Source organism: Flavobacterium sp. CSZ (assembly GCF_015350725.1).
Classification (GTDB): Bacteria; Bacteroidota; Bacteroidia; order Flavobacteriales; family Flavobacteriaceae; genus Flavobacterium.
The window spans coordinates 194,528-211,265 of the sequence record NZ_JADKPQ010000001.1 but is presented as its reverse complement, the minus strand read 5'-3'; the positions used below and the strand labels follow the sequence as shown (position 1 = coordinate 211,265).

Annotated in this window: 20 protein-coding genes; 16 read left to right on the top strand and 4 right to left on the bottom strand. The window is 33.4% G+C overall.

The window, feature by feature from the left end; translation table 11 throughout:
* Positions 1–23 precede the first annotated feature (23 nt).
* From IRZ78_RS01005 to IRZ78_RS26300, 7 genes are all read left to right on the top strand, one after another.
* On the top strand, positions 24–551 hold the full coding sequence (locus IRZ78_RS01005; protein ID WP_194614739.1) for a GNAT family N-acetyltransferase: 528 nt from the start codon (positions 24–26) through the stop codon (positions 549–551).
* 73 nt (positions 552–624) lie between these two features.
* Entirely contained in the window at positions 625–1,413 is a 789-nt protein-coding gene (locus IRZ78_RS01000; RefSeq protein WP_194614738.1) for a PhzF family phenazine biosynthesis protein, read from the top strand.
* A gap of 212 nt (positions 1,414–1,625) precedes the next feature.
* Positions 1,626–3,050: an amino acid permease gene (locus IRZ78_RS00995; protein WP_194614737.1), complete on the top strand. Its 1,425-nt coding sequence runs from the start codon at positions 1,626–1,628 to the stop codon at positions 3,048–3,050.
* 219 nt (positions 3,051–3,269) lie between these two features.
* Positions 3,270–4,661 (top strand): MATE family efflux transporter, encoded by a 1,392-nt coding sequence (locus IRZ78_RS00990; RefSeq protein WP_228520311.1) that lies wholly within the window; start codon positions 3,270–3,272, stop codon positions 4,659–4,661.
* Between the two features lie 54 nt (positions 4,662–4,715).
* Complete coding sequence (locus tag IRZ78_RS00985; protein WP_194614736.1) at positions 4,716–5,414, top strand: DUF1826 domain-containing protein; 699 nt, start codon at positions 4,716–4,718, stop codon at positions 5,412–5,414.
* 133 nt (positions 5,415–5,547) lie between these two features.
* Positions 5,548–6,192 carry a serine hydrolase domain-containing protein gene (locus IRZ78_RS26305; RefSeq protein WP_255552132.1) on the top strand — a complete coding sequence of 215 codons (645 nt, stop codon included), beginning with the start codon at positions 5,548–5,550 and terminating at the stop codon, positions 6,190–6,192.
* Between the two features lie 37 nt (positions 6,193–6,229).
* Entirely contained in the window at positions 6,230–6,676 is a 447-nt protein-coding gene (locus tag IRZ78_RS26300; protein WP_255552131.1) for a serine hydrolase, read from the top strand.
* 131 nt (positions 6,677–6,807) lie between these two features.
* On the opposite strand, the gene IRZ78_RS00975 is transcribed toward IRZ78_RS26300, so the two are convergent.
* A complete protein-coding gene (locus IRZ78_RS00975; RefSeq protein ID WP_194614735.1) occupies positions 6,808–7,263 on the bottom strand; it encodes a hypothetical protein in 456 nt (151 codons plus the stop codon).
* Between the two features lie 500 nt (positions 7,264–7,763).
* Here IRZ78_RS00975 and IRZ78_RS00970 point away from each other — a divergent pair, with 500 nt between their 5' ends.
* Positions 7,764–8,084 (top strand): hypothetical protein, encoded by a 321-nt coding sequence (locus tag IRZ78_RS00970; protein WP_194614734.1) that lies wholly within the window; start codon positions 7,764–7,766, stop codon positions 8,082–8,084.
* A 243-nt stretch (positions 8,085–8,327) separates the two neighbouring features.
* Here IRZ78_RS00970 and IRZ78_RS00965 read toward each other — a convergent pair whose 3' ends face one another.
* Entirely contained in the window at positions 8,328–9,023 is a 696-nt protein-coding gene (locus IRZ78_RS00965) for a pseudouridine synthase (RefSeq protein WP_194614733.1), read from the bottom strand.
* A gap of 187 nt (positions 9,024–9,210) precedes the next feature.
* Here IRZ78_RS00965 and IRZ78_RS00960 point away from each other — a divergent pair, with 187 nt between their 5' ends.
* The 7 genes from IRZ78_RS00960 to IRZ78_RS00930 all read left to right on the top strand — a co-directional run bounded on the left by IRZ78_RS00960 (position 9,211) and on the right by IRZ78_RS00930 (position 14,384).
* Positions 9,211–9,642: an SMI1/KNR4 family protein gene (locus IRZ78_RS00960; protein WP_194614732.1), complete on the top strand. Its 432-nt coding sequence runs from the start codon at positions 9,211–9,213 to the stop codon at positions 9,640–9,642.
* An 84-nt stretch (positions 9,643–9,726) separates the two neighbouring features.
* Positions 9,727–10,167, top strand: coding sequence for an antibiotic biosynthesis monooxygenase (locus tag IRZ78_RS00955; RefSeq protein ID WP_228520309.1), 441 nt, complete (start codon positions 9,727–9,729; stop codon positions 10,165–10,167).
* 178 nt (positions 10,168–10,345) lie between these two features.
* Positions 10,346–11,134, top strand: a complete 789-nt coding sequence (locus tag IRZ78_RS00950; protein WP_194614731.1) for an SDR family oxidoreductase — start codon at positions 10,346–10,348, stop codon at positions 11,132–11,134.
* Between the two features lie 226 nt (positions 11,135–11,360).
* Positions 11,361–12,167, top strand: coding sequence for a phytanoyl-CoA dioxygenase family protein (locus IRZ78_RS00945; protein WP_194614730.1), 807 nt, complete (start codon positions 11,361–11,363; stop codon positions 12,165–12,167).
* Positions 12,168–12,321: 154 nt separating this feature from the next.
* Positions 12,322–13,008, top strand: coding sequence for a CDP-alcohol phosphatidyltransferase family protein (locus IRZ78_RS00940; RefSeq protein ID WP_194614729.1), 687 nt, complete (start codon positions 12,322–12,324; stop codon positions 13,006–13,008).
* A 1-nt stretch (position 13,009) separates the two neighbouring features.
* Positions 13,010–13,441: a GtrA family protein gene (locus IRZ78_RS00935; RefSeq protein ID WP_194614728.1), complete on the top strand. Its 432-nt coding sequence runs from the start codon at positions 13,010–13,012 to the stop codon at positions 13,439–13,441.
* Between the two features lie 364 nt (positions 13,442–13,805).
* On the top strand, positions 13,806–14,384 hold the full coding sequence (locus IRZ78_RS00930; protein WP_194614727.1) for a DUF4833 domain-containing protein: 579 nt from the start codon (positions 13,806–13,808) through the stop codon (positions 14,382–14,384).
* A gap of 135 nt (positions 14,385–14,519) precedes the next feature.
* Here the strand turns inward: IRZ78_RS00930 and IRZ78_RS00925 are convergent, their stop codons facing one another.
* Positions 14,520–14,891 carry a SnoaL-like domain-containing protein gene (locus IRZ78_RS00925; RefSeq protein ID WP_194614726.1) on the bottom strand — a complete coding sequence of 124 codons (372 nt, stop codon included), beginning with the start codon at positions 14,889–14,891 and terminating at the stop codon, positions 14,520–14,522.
* A 125-nt stretch (positions 14,892–15,016) separates the two neighbouring features.
* On the opposite strand from IRZ78_RS00925, the gene IRZ78_RS00920 reads away from it, so the two are divergent.
* Complete coding sequence (locus IRZ78_RS00920) at positions 15,017–15,376, top strand: helix-turn-helix domain-containing protein (protein ID WP_194614725.1); 360 nt, start codon at positions 15,017–15,019, stop codon at positions 15,374–15,376.
* Between the two features lie 282 nt (positions 15,377–15,658).
* Here IRZ78_RS00920 and IRZ78_RS00915 read toward each other — a convergent pair whose 3' ends face one another.
* Complete coding sequence (locus IRZ78_RS00915; RefSeq protein ID WP_194614724.1) at positions 15,659–16,366, bottom strand: hypothetical protein; 708 nt, start codon at positions 16,364–16,366, stop codon at positions 15,659–15,661.
* Positions 16,367–16,738: the final 372 nt, after the last annotated feature.

Here is a 16,738-nt window from a genome sequence, read left to right as displayed (position 1 = left end):
GTAATGATTTAAAAAATATTAAAATGGAAAATATTAAAATTAAAAAAGTAAGTATAAATGACATCATCCAATTGCAGGAAATTGGTAGAAAGACCTTTTTTGAAACTTTTTCTGAAAGCAATACAGAGGAAAATATGGCTCAATATTTAGAAGAAGGTTTTTCAGTTGAGAAACTTTCGGAAGAGTTAAGCGGAGATAATTCCGAATTTTATTTTGCTGTACTTGACAATTCGGTTGTAGGGTATCTAAAAATAAACAGTGGAGCATCTCAAACGGAATTGCAAGACAGTGCAGGACTTGAAATCGAAAGGATATATGTGCTCAAAGAATATCATGGTAAAAAAGCAGGTCAGTTTTTGTATGAACATGCCATACAAATTGCAGATACAAATAAGGTTAATTTTGTCTGGCTGGGCGTTTGGGAAGAAAATCACAGAGCGATAAGTTTCTATAAGAAAAATGGCTTTGTAGAATTTGATAAGCATATTTTTGTATTGGGAACCGATGAGCAAACTGATATTATGATGAAAAAAAATCTCAAAAATCAATAGTCATTTAGAAATACTTGGATAAATAATTTATTTATTAGTATTGAAAATCATTTTATAATAATCAAAAAAATATATGAAACTTAATCTCTATCAAATTGATGCTTTTACAGATAAAACATTCGCAGGTAATCAAGCCTGTGTCGTGCCTCTCCAAGAGTGGTTAAGCGACGAAATGTTATTGAAGATCGCAAATGAAAATGCTGTTGCCGAAACGGCTTTCTTTGTATATAAAGACGCGAAAATACATTTACGCTGGTTTACACCAGAGATAGAAATGGATCTCTGTGGTCATGCTACCTTAGCAACTGCTCACTGCCTAAAGGAGATTCTAGGCCATAAAAGGGATCAAATTGTTTTTGAAACCTTAAGCGGAGACCTGACTGTTACAGTAGAAAACGGTCTGTATAAAATGGATTTCCCTTCAAGAATGCCAGTAGAGTCTGCATTGCCTGCAGCGATTGAAAATGCTTTAAGTATCAAACCAAAAGAAGTTTTTAAGTCTCGGGATTATGTTTTAGTTTATGATACCGAATCTGACATTAAAAATATAAGTATAGACAGGCAGATTTTCGATCAGATCAATCTTGACCCGGGTGGAGTAATTGTTACTGCAAAAGGAGATAACTCTGATTTTGTTTCGAGATTTTTCACACCTCAGGCCTCTATTCTGGAAGATCCGGTCACAGGTTCTGCACACTGTTCGTTAATTCCTTTTTGGGCAGAGCGTTTAAATAAAAAAGAACTTTTTGCCCTTCAGATTTCACAACGGTTAGGAGAACTTTATTGTGAAGATAAAGGAGACAGGGTAATAATCAGCGGAAGGGCAAAGACTTATTCTATTGGAGTTTTATGGACAGAATAATAATGGTTTTACCTATACTTTTTTGCAGAATTAAGATGATCCCAATCCTTAGCTTACAGCTAATATGGGCATACTTTCAGGAAATCTCTCAAAAAAAGGATCATCTAATCGGAGTTTTAGCATAGTACATGCTTTGTACCATTCCTATTTTAACTTATCTTCGCGGTTTATACATTTGTGAGTACATTTAGCTCATTTAAAAAATTTAGTTTGTGAAAAAAATCCACGAAGACATACAAGACAATCAGCTTAAACGCGGGCTTACGAATCGTCATATTCAGTTAATTGCCTTAGGCGGATCAATAGGAACGGGGCTTTTCCTTGGTATTGGTCCGGCGGCTGTATTAGCAGGGCCATCTGTTATTTTAGGATATGCTGTTGCCGGAATTATTGCTTTTTTTATTATGAGGCAACTTGGCGAAATGGTGGTCGAAGAACCTGTATCAGGAAGTTTTAGTCACTTTGCCTATAAGTATTGCGGTTCTTTTGCTGGTTTTGCATCCGGTTGGAATTATTGGATTTTATATATTTTAGTGAGTATGGCTGAACTTACAGCCATTGGTGTCTATGTGCAGTTTTGGTGGCCTGAAATTCCGCTTTGGGCATCGAGTTTATTTTTCTTTCTGGTTATTAATGCTTTGAATTTTGCCTCTGTAAAAGTGTACGGAGAAACTGAATTTTGGTTTTCGATTATAAAAGTGGTTGCCATTATTGCGATGATCCTCTTTGGTACTTACTTGCTAATAAGCGGTACAGGAGGAGAACATGCTACAATTCATAATTTATATAACGATGGAGGTTTCTTCCCGAAAGGTTTCTTTGAAAAAACGACTAATGGTAGTTTTCAGGGTTTATTAGCAGCAATGGCGCTGATTATGTTTTCCTTTGGAGGCTTAGAGCTTATTGGAATTACCGCTGCTGAGGCAGAAAATCCGGAAAAAAACATTCCCAAAGCAACCAATCAGGTCATCTATAGAATCCTTATATTTTATGTTGGTGCATTGGTAATTTTATTTGCTTTGTCACCGTGGCAGCAAATTACTACAGACAGCAGTCCGTTTGTAATGGTTTTTCAAAATTTAAACGGAATGGAATTTGAGTTTTTTGGCCACAAAATATTTTTCACAAGCCTTATCGCTAATGTCCTTAATTTAATTGTACTAACCGCAGCTTTATCAGTATACAATAGCAGTGTATACAGTAACTCACGGATGTTATATGGTTTGGCAGATCAGGGCAATGCTCCTCAATTTTTAATGAAACTAAACAAACAATCGGTACCTATAAATGCTATTTTAATTTCATCCTGTTTTGCAGCGATCTGTATTTTAATAAATAAACTAATACCAAAAGAGGCTTTTAGTATTTTAATGTCTTTAGTGGTGTCTTGCTTAATTATTAACTGGGTGATGATTTCTTATACGCATCTACGATTTAGACGTTCCAAAGACATAGAAGGCACAAAAACTAAGTTTGCTTCCTTATTTTATCCGGTAAGTAACTACATCTGTTTCGTATTTTTATTGGGTATTTTATCCATCATGTGGATCACTAATATGAAGTTATCTGTAGAATTAATTCCAATTTGGCTGGGGATTCTTTTTGTATGTTATAAAGTTTTTAAAACAAAAAAATAAGCAGCTTTTATTATCATTCATTACCGGCCATTTATTTTTGATGTGTAGTTGATTATCAATACTATACTTTCGTTTTTAATGCCACACTAGCCCTTTTAACCCTCAATCCTAAAAACTGTGATAGTACAGATTTTGTAATCTCTGTGCTGTCGCATCAAGGCTTGAGTTATCGTTTTTTCCATTAACTTAGATAAAAAAAATGTGCTTTAATTATATTATTTGAGCACATTCTTAATAAAGAAAGTAATTTTTAATATGATCAAAAAATATAAATCCAATAAGATATATTATCAAAGCACAATAGCACTTGCAGGGCCTGTTGTAATTTCTCAGCTAGGGCATACCCTGGTGCAGACTCTCGATACGGTGATCATAGGTCATTATGCAGGAACCATATCATTGGCGGCAGTCTCGCTGGTTCATTCCGTTTTCATGGTAGTTTTAGTAATAGGCTTAGGGATTGCCTACGGATTAACTCCTTTGATTGCGCAGGAAAATGGGAAATCAAATTTTAAGGAATGCGCAGAGCTTCTGTCAAACAGCTTATGGCTGAATGTTGTATCTGCAATTTTTCTTTTTTTGGTAGTGTATTACGGTTCTATGTTTGCCATGCAGCATGCAGATCAGGATCCTCAGGTGGTAGAAACGGCAAAACCTTATTTACTTATTTTAAGTTTATCTATTCTGCCTTTGATGGTATTTCAAACCTTCAAACAATTTGCAGAAGGGCTGGGTTTTACAAAACAAGCCATGTCTATAACAATATGGGGAAATGTACTCAACGTAGTTATCGCAGTGATTCTGGTAAAAGGAATGTTTGGGATTGAGCCAATGGGAGTTCAGGGGGTAGGAATTGCAACATTGATAGATCGTGTTTTAATGATGCTGGTCATGATGTGGTATGTGCTTCGTTCAGAAAGCTTTAAGGTTTATATACAGCATTTCTCAGTGAAGTTTATTAATGTTTCAAAAATTGTAAAAGTGGTCAAAATAGGATTGCCTGTAGCCATGCAGTATGTATTTGAAATTGGAGCATTTGCTGTTGCTGCTTTAATGGCCGGTCATATAGGCGCAATAGAACAGGCAGCTCATCAGACCGCAATAACCCTTGCAGCAATGACCTACATGATGGCAGGAGGAATTGCATCGGCTGCAACTATTAAAGTCGGAAATAGTTTTGGAAATCAAAACTACAAAAGACTTCAGAGGTTTGCTGCTGCGTCTTATCATTTAGTAATCATTTTTATGATGTTCTTTGCTCTAATTTTTACACTTTTTAATCAATATTTACCTTACCTTATAACCAATGACACCACTGTTGTAGCGCTGGCGGCACAATTATTAATAATTGCTGCAATATTCCAGCTCTTTGATGGTACTCAGGTGGTTGGACTAGGCGCACTAAGAGGAATGGGAGATGTAAACATTCCGACTTTTATAACCTTTATAGCGTATTGGATTATTGGCCTTCCTGCAGCCTATATTTTAGGAATTCATTTCAATACAGGAGTACAGGGAATCTGGTTTGGTCTGTGTCTGGGCTTGCTAACATCATCTGTCTTACTGTATTTAAGGTTTCGCTATGTAATAAATAAAGCCTTGCAAAAATAATGGGCTGTTATATAATTTTGTATGCTTAAATAATTAGCTTCTTACTATTATACTATGAACAATATATTTTCTGACAGCGACCAAATAGGAGCCGTATCTACTTTCTCAGAACTCGTACAGACCGATTTCAACGGAGAAATGAATGCGCTATGCTGGTACAGAAATTTGGATGGTGATTTTAATGAGATTGTAGTCAAGTTATCATTAAAAGAAAATATAACCGAAGTTCATCCTGAAGATCTCATCGCACTACAACTGTCAGAAAAGGGGAGTATAGCCAGGGAAATAATCTTAAAGGATCTACAATTATTAACTGATTTTGGTGCTTCGCCTTCTCTTAATTTATTAAAGTGTTACGAACGTGATGATGAATTTGATTTCATATCGACCGATGTGTATTCGTTTCATGTAGATCGTTCGCCCATTGCAACTGATACTTTTCTATGTACTTATCATGGAGCCGCAAGTGATATTGTTGCTAATGTGCAGGCAGAGCAAAAAATCCTGATTCCCGAAATCCGAGCCAAGCTAAAAGAACTGCATGACGGAGCAGAGGAAGAATTCGAAGATTTTTTGAAGGAAAATTATTTTGATTTGCATTATCAGGTAGATCAGGATGCAGTACCTATTAATTTAGGTTTAGGGCACCTTTGGCGATTGGCCGTAGATCACCCAAAACAACAAGTGCTGCCTTGTATTCACAGAGCACCAATAGAAAATGAAGGTGAATATCGGTTGTTGTTGATTTGCTAAGGAAGTTGTTGCAAGATTAAAATATACAAATTGCTCATATCAGAGTAATAAAGTTAGTTAAAACCTATTATCAATAAAAAGGTATTCGATAATCTAATTAATTCTACATAAAAAAATATAATCGTTTAAAACTATGAAAAATAGATTCCTTTTATTTTTCTTACTATCCTCTATCTTTTGCATGGCTCAGCGCTCAAAAACAGCAAACATTGATATCAAAGTTTTAATTGATAGCGCAGCAAACAGAATGATTAAAAAACCTTTAATTCATTCTACTTCAATTGCAATAGTTTATTTGGGAAAAGAATTCATTGGTCATTATGGAGAATTAGAAAAAGGAAAAAATAATTGCCCTGATAATGAAACAATTTATGAAATAGGTTCTTTAAGCAAAACATTTGCAGGAACACTTGCTGCAAAAGCAGTTCTCGAAAAGAAATTGAATATCGACGATGAAGTCCAAAAATATTTACCTGAAAATTATCCAAATCTAAAGTACGGAAAACAACCCATTCTGATAAAACACTTGCTTTCGCATACAAGCGTATTTCCAAACATGCTCCCATTTGAAGCAAATAAAATTCTGGACAATTTTACAAGCCACGATACTCCTGCAAAACTCAATGAACTTTATAAAAACTACGGACAAAAAGATTTTTTAAGAGATCTTCATAAAGTCAAAATAGATACCGTTCCAGGGTATAAATATTCTTATTCAAGTGCAGGCAGCCAACTGATAGCTTTTATTTTAGAAAGAGTTTATAAAAACAAAATATGAAAAACTGTTAACAGATTACCTGACTAAAAACATTGCAATGCAGCACACAAAAATAAGCCTTTCTAATCAGGAAGCTCAAAGGCTTGCTGTAGGTTGCCATAGTGACAATAGTGTAATTACGTCGCCAATGCCGCAATTACCATGGGGAGCATCCGGTAATATGAAATCGACAATACCTGATATGGTGAAATATATTAAGTTTCAGCTGGAAAATAATAAAATCGTTGCCGAATCACATCGAACAATTGTAAAATTTGACAAGGAGTTTAGTATTGGTTATTTCTGGAATATCGCTACAGAGGATAAAAAACTGGGAACCTTTTACATTCATCACGGCGGAGTACCACGTTCTCAATGTTATATTTATATTGTTCCAAAATACAATCTGGGTGCATTTATCATTACGAATCAAAGTGGCACAGATACAGCCAAAGTTATGGAAGATGCATTAAATGAAATATTCGAAAAAATAACAATCAATTAAAGAAAATGGCTAAACTTTGGGACTGGCTGTAGATCATCCAAAACAATAAGTACCGCCTTGTATTTACAGGGTACCAGCAGAAAATGAAGGGAAATATAGTTTGTTGTTGATTTGTTAAGGGAAGCTCCGGGTTAGTGCAGTTGAAGAAAGCCTGGTTTATACTTTATAAAAAGAGCCACGATTTCCTTCTCATTTTTTTCGAGTAAGTCTATCGGAAAATAAAATGATTTTCTGTTTTCCAAAAAAATATGCAAATAAATAGAGGTGCTCTTTTCATTATATTCATTATGGCTAATTCTCCTCTTTACTTCAAACGCATTGATATCATTCCATGCAAAAGTTCCTATTGCATTAAAAAAAACATCTTGATCACTAAAAATAATTTCATTGGGTTGTTGCTTAAGACGACTATCTCGTATCAACGAAAAAAAGTATAAGAGTCCAATTATGCCCAAAAAGGCAGCCAGAAAAATAGATAAGTTTATAACAGCAATACTAATTGGCAAAAAAATTAGCAACCCTGACATAGAAATTGTCCGGTTCTGACTTCTCAGCCTTTTATCTCGTTTTATTACGATTGTTTCCATTTATCTATTTCTTTTTTAAAGTTTCTCAAGGTATAATCTATTCTTTATTAGTGTATTCAAATCCCATTGAGTAATTTTAGTTAGTATAAATATATTGAATTTTATTAAATAATTGTTATTCAGTATTTTGAATGCAGTTTTTCTTGAGTTAACTCATAATGTTACTACCCAAATAACCCATAGATAGAAAATAAACAGGAATATCGGTTGTTGTTGATTTGTTAATGAAATTGTTAATTAGTTTCGTCAAAATTAAATTTAACGGTATTAAATTATTGACTTTAAAATCGAATAATTTTTGTTTTTTTACATGTAAATTCTCCACTAAACAAAAAATTATGATTTTTTTTTTTTAATAGTCATTAGTTTTTTATTGTTATTGAGCTTTCAAAATACTACTATTTGAGCAATGACAGAGCCGGCTTCTGAAAATATCGAAGAGACTGTGCTACAACAAAGACTAAAATTCGAAAAGTATCACGATAGTACGCCAGAAGATAATGAAGTTTTATAGTACCTCTGCAGTAGAAATTCTCCCAAAATTTCCGGGAGGTATTCAAAAGTTTCATGACTTTTTAAAGAAAAATTATGTTATACCAAAAGAAATAATGGATGATGAAGATTCTAGAGGCGGTGTTTTTGCAACTATAAAAATTGAAAAGGACGGAAGTTTGTCTGAAATAAAAATTCTTGGTGATTTTGGTTGCGGATCGGGGAAAGAATTAGAAAGGGTTTTAAGATTATCTCCAAACTGGATTCCGGCAATCAAAGATGGAAATCCAGTACGATGTTTATATAGTATTCCATATTATGTTCAGTAATCACTTAGTAATAATAACTGTTATTGTTTGTAGTTATCTTTAGAATTATTGAAGCCACTGCTGTAAAGTCTCCCGACTTCTTTCCAATTCCAACATTCTATAATTTTATGTTATTACTTTTACGGACTTCTCTTTGTTGATTCTCGATGTGGGTGCGAAATAAGGAGACATTCGAGCAGCTTTTCATAAGAAATATTTGGAAGCCGCTATGTGTTTATTTTTTTTATCTATTACAATGATGTTCTATTCGTACTTACTCAAATCCAGATTAAGAATAGTACCTACTTTGCTAAACTCTTTATTAATCTTTGCATTCAGGATGAGTTGTTCATTGTTTATCGGATGATTAAAAATTAACTGATGTGCATGAAGCATCATTCCTTTCAGGTCAAAATTCTCCAGCCATAATTTATTTTGTTTGTTACAACCATGTGGTCGACTTCCTAAAATGGGATGAAAAATATGTTTGAAATGTTTTCGTAATTGATGCATACGCCCGGTTTCAGGAATCGCTTCTACCAAACAATAGCGTGAAGTGGGTTTATTGTTAAATTCTAAGGCAACTTCGGCATTTTGCAAACGATGAAAGTAGGTTATGGCATTTTGTGTAATGTCGTCATCATTGGTTAAATCATAGTCAATCGTTAGTTCTTGAGGTGACCAGCCGCGTAAAATGGCTAAATATTTTTTTTCGACTTCGCGTGTGGCAAAACGATCATTCATAATTTTCAAAACCTCCTTATCCAATGCAAATAACAAAATACCAGATGTTTTGCGGTCTAACCGATGAATAGGATAAACGTGTTGGCCTATCTGATTTCTCAATTCCTGAATGGCATACACTTTTGCATCGCGCGCATAAAATGATTTGTGAACCAGCAACCCGCTTGGTTTATTAATGGCTATAATATATTCGTCCTGGTAAAGAATTTCTAACATTGCGCAAAAGTAAAATAGATTTCGATTGAAATGTATTTTAGGGCTTATTTATTTTTATAGTTTTTCCTGCTCCTCGAAGAGTTCCCTATATTTGCGCAGCGCTTGCAAGAACACCTCGGATAGAGGTAACTTTCTGGATGTATTGGCTCAATTAGAAAAGTATTATTTAAAAATTAGTGATTAAAATATGAGAAAGTTAACTTTAAATGATCGTTTTTTACCGCATCAATACAGTAGAATTGAAAATGAAGCCGGTATCAAAATACCTGAAACTATTAAAGATTTTATTTCAAAATACGCAGATTTGTCAGTAAAGGAAAATAAGTTTATAAATAATGATGGAAAGTTATTTGAAATTTCACAATTTATAACTTATAGGATGATGTACGATTTTATCAAAGAATTCAAGGAAGAAGGCTTAGGGAAAAAACTACCTTTTGCCATAGATAATGGAGGCTGGGTATTTTGTATATCATTTGATGAAGAATCTATGGATAAAATTTTGTTATATCAAATGGAAATGGAGTGGAAAACAAAAAATGATGCTTTTGAATTAGTAGCCAACAACTTTGAAGAGTTTATAACTAACTTGCAAGAAGAAACTGCCATCCCTCTCTAAAAATGTACCGCTTTATTGTGTTATCTTTAGAGAATTATCCCATCCATCTTAAAGAATTCCTATTGTAATGTTAAAACCTTATAAATGAAAAACTTAATTTATAATCTTCAAAACAGTTTTCCAAATAGTTTATTTTTACAATTACTATTTGCAGCAATTTTTTTAACTTTCAATGATATGTCAGCTCAAAAAAAAGAGATGATGGTTCGTATTTCGGAAATTGAAATTCACCCTGAATATTTATCCGAATACAAAGCCATTTTAAAAGAGGAGTCTTCAGCTTCAGTAAAACTGGAACCTGGTGTACTTGCAATATTTCCCATGTATCAAAAAAATGATTCAACTCAAATAAGAATATTAGAAATCTACAATGATAACGATGCTTATCAATCGCATTTAAAAACACCTCATTTTCAAAAATATAAAATATCTACAATTAAAATGGTTAAATCATTAAAGTTGTTAGATATGAATACAATAGATTCAGAGTCAATGGAAATGTTGTTTAAAAAAATGGTTGAATAAATACTTTAGTATGCATGCTTTTAAAAATAGTGCCATAGCAGTTTTTAATATTTTTCAAGTTTCTTCAAACCCTGAATAAGACAGCAAGAGGATAGGGGAGGCAGAGGATAACCATTCTGCACGTTGTACACCCAACGGTTTATAATTAATTTCTATATTTGATTATTAAATCAATGAAATGAGCGAAAAAACGAAACCGTATGCCTTAATAACCGGAGCCAGCAAAGGCATAGGAAAATCTATTGCTTATGAATTGGCCAAACAGGGTTATCCACTATTGCTTGTTGCAAGAAGCGAGGAAGAATTAAAAGCATTATCTGATGATCTTCAGGTTAAATACGGCATCAATGCTTTTGTTTTATCGATTGATCTTTCGATAAATGGTGCATCACAAAAAGTAACCGATTGGATAAAAACGAATAACTATCCGGTTGGCTTTTTAGTGAACAATGCCGGTTATGGGGTGTGGGGCGATTTTAGTCAGTCTTCTCTAACGGATCAGCTTGGCATGATGCAGCTTAACATGAATGTAGTGGTAGAACTTTCGCATTTATTTGTTCCAATTCTTTTACAAGAAAAACAAGCATACATTTTAAATATATCCAGTACTGCTTCCTACCAGGCTGTACCTACGCTGGCTGTTTATTCGGCTACAAAGGCTTTTGTTTTATCGTTTACTCGTGCCTTGCGTTTTGAATTGGCCCAAACTTCAATTTCCGTAACTTGTTTTAGTCCTGGTCCGGTTGATACCGGTTTTGCTGCAAGAGCTGGCTTAAACGCTTTTAGCAAAATGGCTGAAAAGTTTAATATGCAGCCTGATGAAGTTGCAAAAATGGCCGTAAAAGCCATGTTCAGTAAAAAATCAGAAGTTATTCCGGGTTTTACCAATATCATTTCGGTTTACGCCAATCGCATACTACCAAAGGCATTCATCGAAAAAACTGCAGCCGGAATTTATAAAATTTAATTTTAAAAATAAAAAAAATAAAAAAATATTGTTTGCAAAAGAAAAAATTATATTAAGTTTGTATTAAATTCTACTAATTCCATAGAGTATGTCAAATAAAAGAAAAAATTTGTTTAATTTCCCTAAGGGTCGAATGCAGGCAAACATGCGAATGTGTTGTTGTTGCTGTTGCTAAACTTTAGATAAAATTTCAAACTTATTATTTCATTTATTAAATATATTTATCATGGTATCTTCTTATAAAACCTTTACCCTTACTGAGCAATTAACTGCTGAGCAAATTGCTTTTTTTAACGAACATGGCTTTATCCATTTCAAAAAATTTATAAATCCGCAAACGGTTTCATCCATCATTGATGCCTCGAAACAAGTAGAGCAAAAATGGATCGACAATGACCTTCAAAAAGTAAATGGCGTTCCTATTAAATACGGAAAAGATTTAGATGGTTCTCCTATTGTACAACGTTTTGCTTTTATCAATCAGCATCATCAGGCCTTAAGCGGTCTTTTACTTGATCCAAGATTTAATAGTTTATTACCATTGGCAGGCGAGGGCGCGAGATTAGGCACGGAAGAAAAAGACGGAATGGTTTTTAATCATTATATCAATGGGCCAGAAAGTAAGTTTACTAAAATGGGCTGGCATACAGATGGCTTGAGAGATATTTTTTATGGTGCAAAATTAAACCCGATGCTCAATGTGGGTATTCACTTAAGCACTTTAAAACCTGAAAATGGCGGACTTAAGATCATTCCGGGTACTCACAAGCAAGGTATTTATCAAATGCTTTTTCGTAAAAAATACTTTTTAGATAATAAAGCCGATCCAGAGGAAGTTTCCATCATTCCGGAAGCGGGGGATTTAACCATTCATGATGGTCGTTTATGGCACAGAGTCGCAGAATCAACTATCCGTGGCGAAGAGAGTAGAAGAAGGGTTATTTACATTCCAATTATAGCAGGAGAATACGCTCCTAAAAATGAGAACAGTCCAACGGTTTTCTATCAACGTTTTGCGGGTATTGTTAAATAATTATGCTGATTATTATCGCATTTAGTTATCTGGTTAGATCAGGTAAACTAAAAAGAACGACCGATTTTTTAAAAAATACGCAAAGAAAAGTAAAACTAAATTATATTAAAGTAGAATTGGCTATACTATCAGGCTTACAAATATTGCGCTATTAATGGGAAAAGAAACACAGGTTGAAGATCATAGTACAATTGTACAAAGAACATTTTCAGACCGTAAGCGAACTAATATTTTAAAAAGAGCAGAACAGTCAACAATTGTATTTTTCTTGCCAAAAGTGCCTAAATTCATTTCGCCAAACCTACTCACTTTAATGGGGACATTGGGTTCGGTATTCGTTTTTTTAGCTTTTGTTTTAGGTGCTTATTTCGCCAATTGGTATTTACTTTTAGGTATTATCGGGTTGGTTATAAATTGGTTAGGGGATTCTTTAGACGGAAGATTGGCGTATTATAGAAATATTCCACGCCGTTGGTATGGTTTTGCACTCGATATTATTGCCGATTGGATTGGTATTGTACTTATAGGCTTTGGATATTACATTTATGCTAAAAATAGCACACAAATAATAGCCTTTGCTTTTGTCGCCTTGTATGGCTGGTCTATCATCATCAGTCAGTTACGCTACAAAATAACAAATGAATACAGTATAGATTCAGGCTTTGTTGGCCCAACAGAACTTCGATTTATTATTGCTTCAATTTTAATTACAGAAGTTTTATTTCCCGGATCAATTACCTATTTGGCTGGTTTAATTACTATTGTCTTATTTATAATCAATGTTATTGATAGCTTAAAGCTTTTAGAGCTAGGCGATTTAAGAGATAAAAACCAAGGCTGATATGTTCAGGAAAAAATCCATTTTTATTTTTCTGCAAGCACAAGTTGCGGCATTTTTAGGCGGTATTACCGATTATGGCTTAATGATTCTATTAACCGAAGTATTCAAATTGCATTTTACCTTTTCTATTCTAATCTCCGGAACCGTAGGCGCGATTGTCAATTTCAGTATCAATAGATTTTGGGTATTTAAAAATCAATCCGGTTATAGCAGCCGCATCAATAGTCAGCTTTTTAAATTTGCGTTGGTGGTTTTGGGAAGCATTTCTTTAAAATCATTTGGTACGCTTATTTTGCAAAAAGTATTTCAAATCGATTATAGAATCGGGAGATTAATCACCGATAGTTTTGTTTCTTATGGATTTAATTATCCACTGATTAAATATTGGGTTTTTAAGGCAAACGAAAAACAGAATGTAATCGAATCAAATTAGTATATAAATAAACCAGTTGGGTGTAATTCGTAGTTTTTCTATTCCGCACATAATTCGAAGCCCAATATTATTGAGTTAAGCTTTTTAGAAAATAAAATTAAGCACGCAAAGTCGCTAAGACGCAAAGGTTAAACACAATATTGTCATTTCGATCCCGAAGCCTCGGGAGAGAAATCTCCAAAAGAAGCTCGATAAAGATTGGATTTGCGTAGCGGAGTTACTGCATCGAAATGATAAACCTTTGCCATTTTGCCAGAGATTTATTCTACATAACACTATTGATTTTTTCTTAAGTTAATGACATCGTGCTTCGGGACTATGTGTTAAAATAATAGAAGCCAACACTTCATATAAATATTTCGTTATGAACAAATTATCATTTAAACATTTTACAAAATCACTAATCGTTATAACGATCTTAGTAAATATATATTCTGAAAATCTAGTGGCACAATCTAAAAATCCGTCGCCATTAAATTTTCCAACGCCGAAAAATATAGATAATATGCTATTTTACATTCAGCGCGACCCCAATACAAACACTGCTATTTATGCCATAAACTACCAGGAAAATGGAAAAATAGACAAAAGCAATCCTATAAAAGCCTATTGGATTCGATATGCTGAGAAAGGAGATAAAAAAGATTTTAGTTACATACAACGTAAATTTGCATACGGAATAGAATCTAAAACCTTAAATAATGAGGAGTTTGAACTTCAATTTGTATCGTATAAAAAGTTACCCTTAACCTTGAAAAAGATAGATTCGGATCAAAAATATCATGTTTTTGTAAGTGTAAATCAGAAAAAAATCCAGGTAGAAAAAATATTTGTACGTATTGAAGGAGGTTCTTTTTGGCTGCCCAATGTAAAGTATGCCGAAGTTACCGGAATTGATACTTCCTCAAATAAAACAATTACAGAAAGAATGTTGTTGAAGTAAGATACTTATTTCTTGTTGCTCTGCATGATCCTATAATCTGATCTTTTGCGCATGATTCCATATAATAAAAAGAGATTTTTGCAAAAACGGGACAAAAGATAAAATCTTTGTCCCGAATAATGTTCTTTAAGAAGATTAATAAAAAAATTGTTCAAAAACTATTTTGCCTTCCTGTACTTTGTATACGCAGATTTCATCCATTGTGAATCTGTCCCTTCCTTTGAATGTCATATCAGCTGACCATGACACCGTAAAGTAGTCGCCGCCAATCACTGGGTCTGAAATAACACGTCCATGAACCTGTTCGACCAAAGATTCAAATAATTCTGATTTTTTTAAAATTTCCTGTAGTCCTTCTACAGTTTTTGGCAGTAGGAAATCATTCGCTTCAATGCTGATGCAGTTATCGGCATACAATTGTGTTTGCGCTTCATAAAATTTATCTTGACGAACCAGTTCAATAAATCTGGCTGCAAGTTCTTTTGTTGTTAAAATTGTTTCTTTCATTTTAAAGGAATATTTATTTAATAATCTTATTTCTGGTGTCAAAGTTAGGGGATAGAACTTACCATATGATAGTAGTTTCCCAAAGGAAAGCGCTTACTTTTAGGAAAGTTTATTACCTTTCGGATATGAAGACAACTAAAGAAAAAATAGCGCAAGACCCAGTAGAATGTGCCCAATCACTCAGAAATGTGATTGATGCTATGTTTGTTCTCAATGGAAAATGGAAAATGGCATTAATTCTTTGTATTTCTCAATCCTCAAAGCGTTTTTCTGAAATACAAAGCGAGGTTCCTATATCACCTAAGGTTTTAGCAAATGAACTAAAGCATTTGGAATTAAATAACTTTATAAAACGTAATGTTTTTCCAACCACCCCCGTCACTATTATTTACGAAGCAACTGAGTACTGTCAGACTTTAAAAAATGTAATATGTGAATTGGATCAATGGGGGGAGAAGCATAGAAAAGTTTTAACAGGGAAGTAAAGCCCGCAGTCTCAGAAGTGTTTTCATGAAAAGCTATGTAAATGTCTCCCAACTTTTTACTGTTACTTCTTATTATTGTCTTGGATTTTTTTACATTCAGTAAAAATATTTTAAGAGAATTAGTTTTAAAGTCAGAGACTTTATGAAGTCTCTATTTTTCAATTATATTTTTTTAAAATAGCACAAAGTCAGTCCCGAAGACTTTCGGGATTGCGCAGAGTAAAGAAGAAGACTTCGGAGAGCGGGGATTTTAAATCGAATGGAACTTGTTGATGGTAGTTCTTATAAGTCAGTATTATAATATAGCTCTACAATGGAGTTATCTAAAGTGTCAATATGAAATCCGGAATTCTTATTATAATAATCATAAATTGTATAAAAACCTTCTAACCTCTCATCTTTATTGTAATGAAAGCCTGCGCTATCTACTCTTAATCCATTATACCATTCATCGTCGGCCTTACCATAGTCTAGACGACCTATACTACTCAAAATTTGTTGATAATTATCATTATAATAATTAATTAACTCTTTATAGAAATTATTTGTCCAGGAAAAATGCGAGTTTGTATTTTCAATAAAATTAGTGATGCTACTTTCTTTTTCAGCACTAAATTCTACCTCATCATTTAATACTTTTTTGTTTAGCAGTAGAACATCGTTGAAGTTTGGTTTTATGCTTATGATTATAAAATTTACCTCCTCATTAAATATAAAGTCGCTTCTCAATAATGGCGGTGCCACATTTCTTTTTTCAGCAGTCCTTAAGTCTCTGAATTCAACTAATTCATAATGCCCCAATTTAAATAAATCTTCAACCTTATTTAATAGGTGTCGCCACTTCCACTGGTTTAAATAATTTAATTTGTTTGAGGATATATGGGTTTTGACAAATTTTTTATATTCCCACTTCCAACCTAATTTGTAATAAATCTGAGCTAGTAGATAACTTTCATTTTCATCTTTGTTAGATTTTTCAAGTTCGTACATAAATATCAAAGAGAGATTCAGCACTCTTTGTGGCTGTACATAAACTTCCTTTCTTATATTTTCGGAAATCTTCTTTTGCTAAATTATATCTGTCAAATATATCCATAAAATTACCACCAACATTCTCGCTCTTCCAGACGTTTGCAAGTTATGAAAACGAATATTTTCGGCTGAACGAAAATACGATAAAAAACGGTAATTGCACTAAATTTGCAAATGTATATAAACTTGTTAGCAGAGGTACAGGGTTTATATTTGGACTATCTGACAAACTGATGAATTTGCTTAATTTAATCCTAAACCAAATCTAGTACCAAAACGTTATTATTAATAGCTAAAAAAAACGGGAGAATTTAATAACCTTACAAAGGC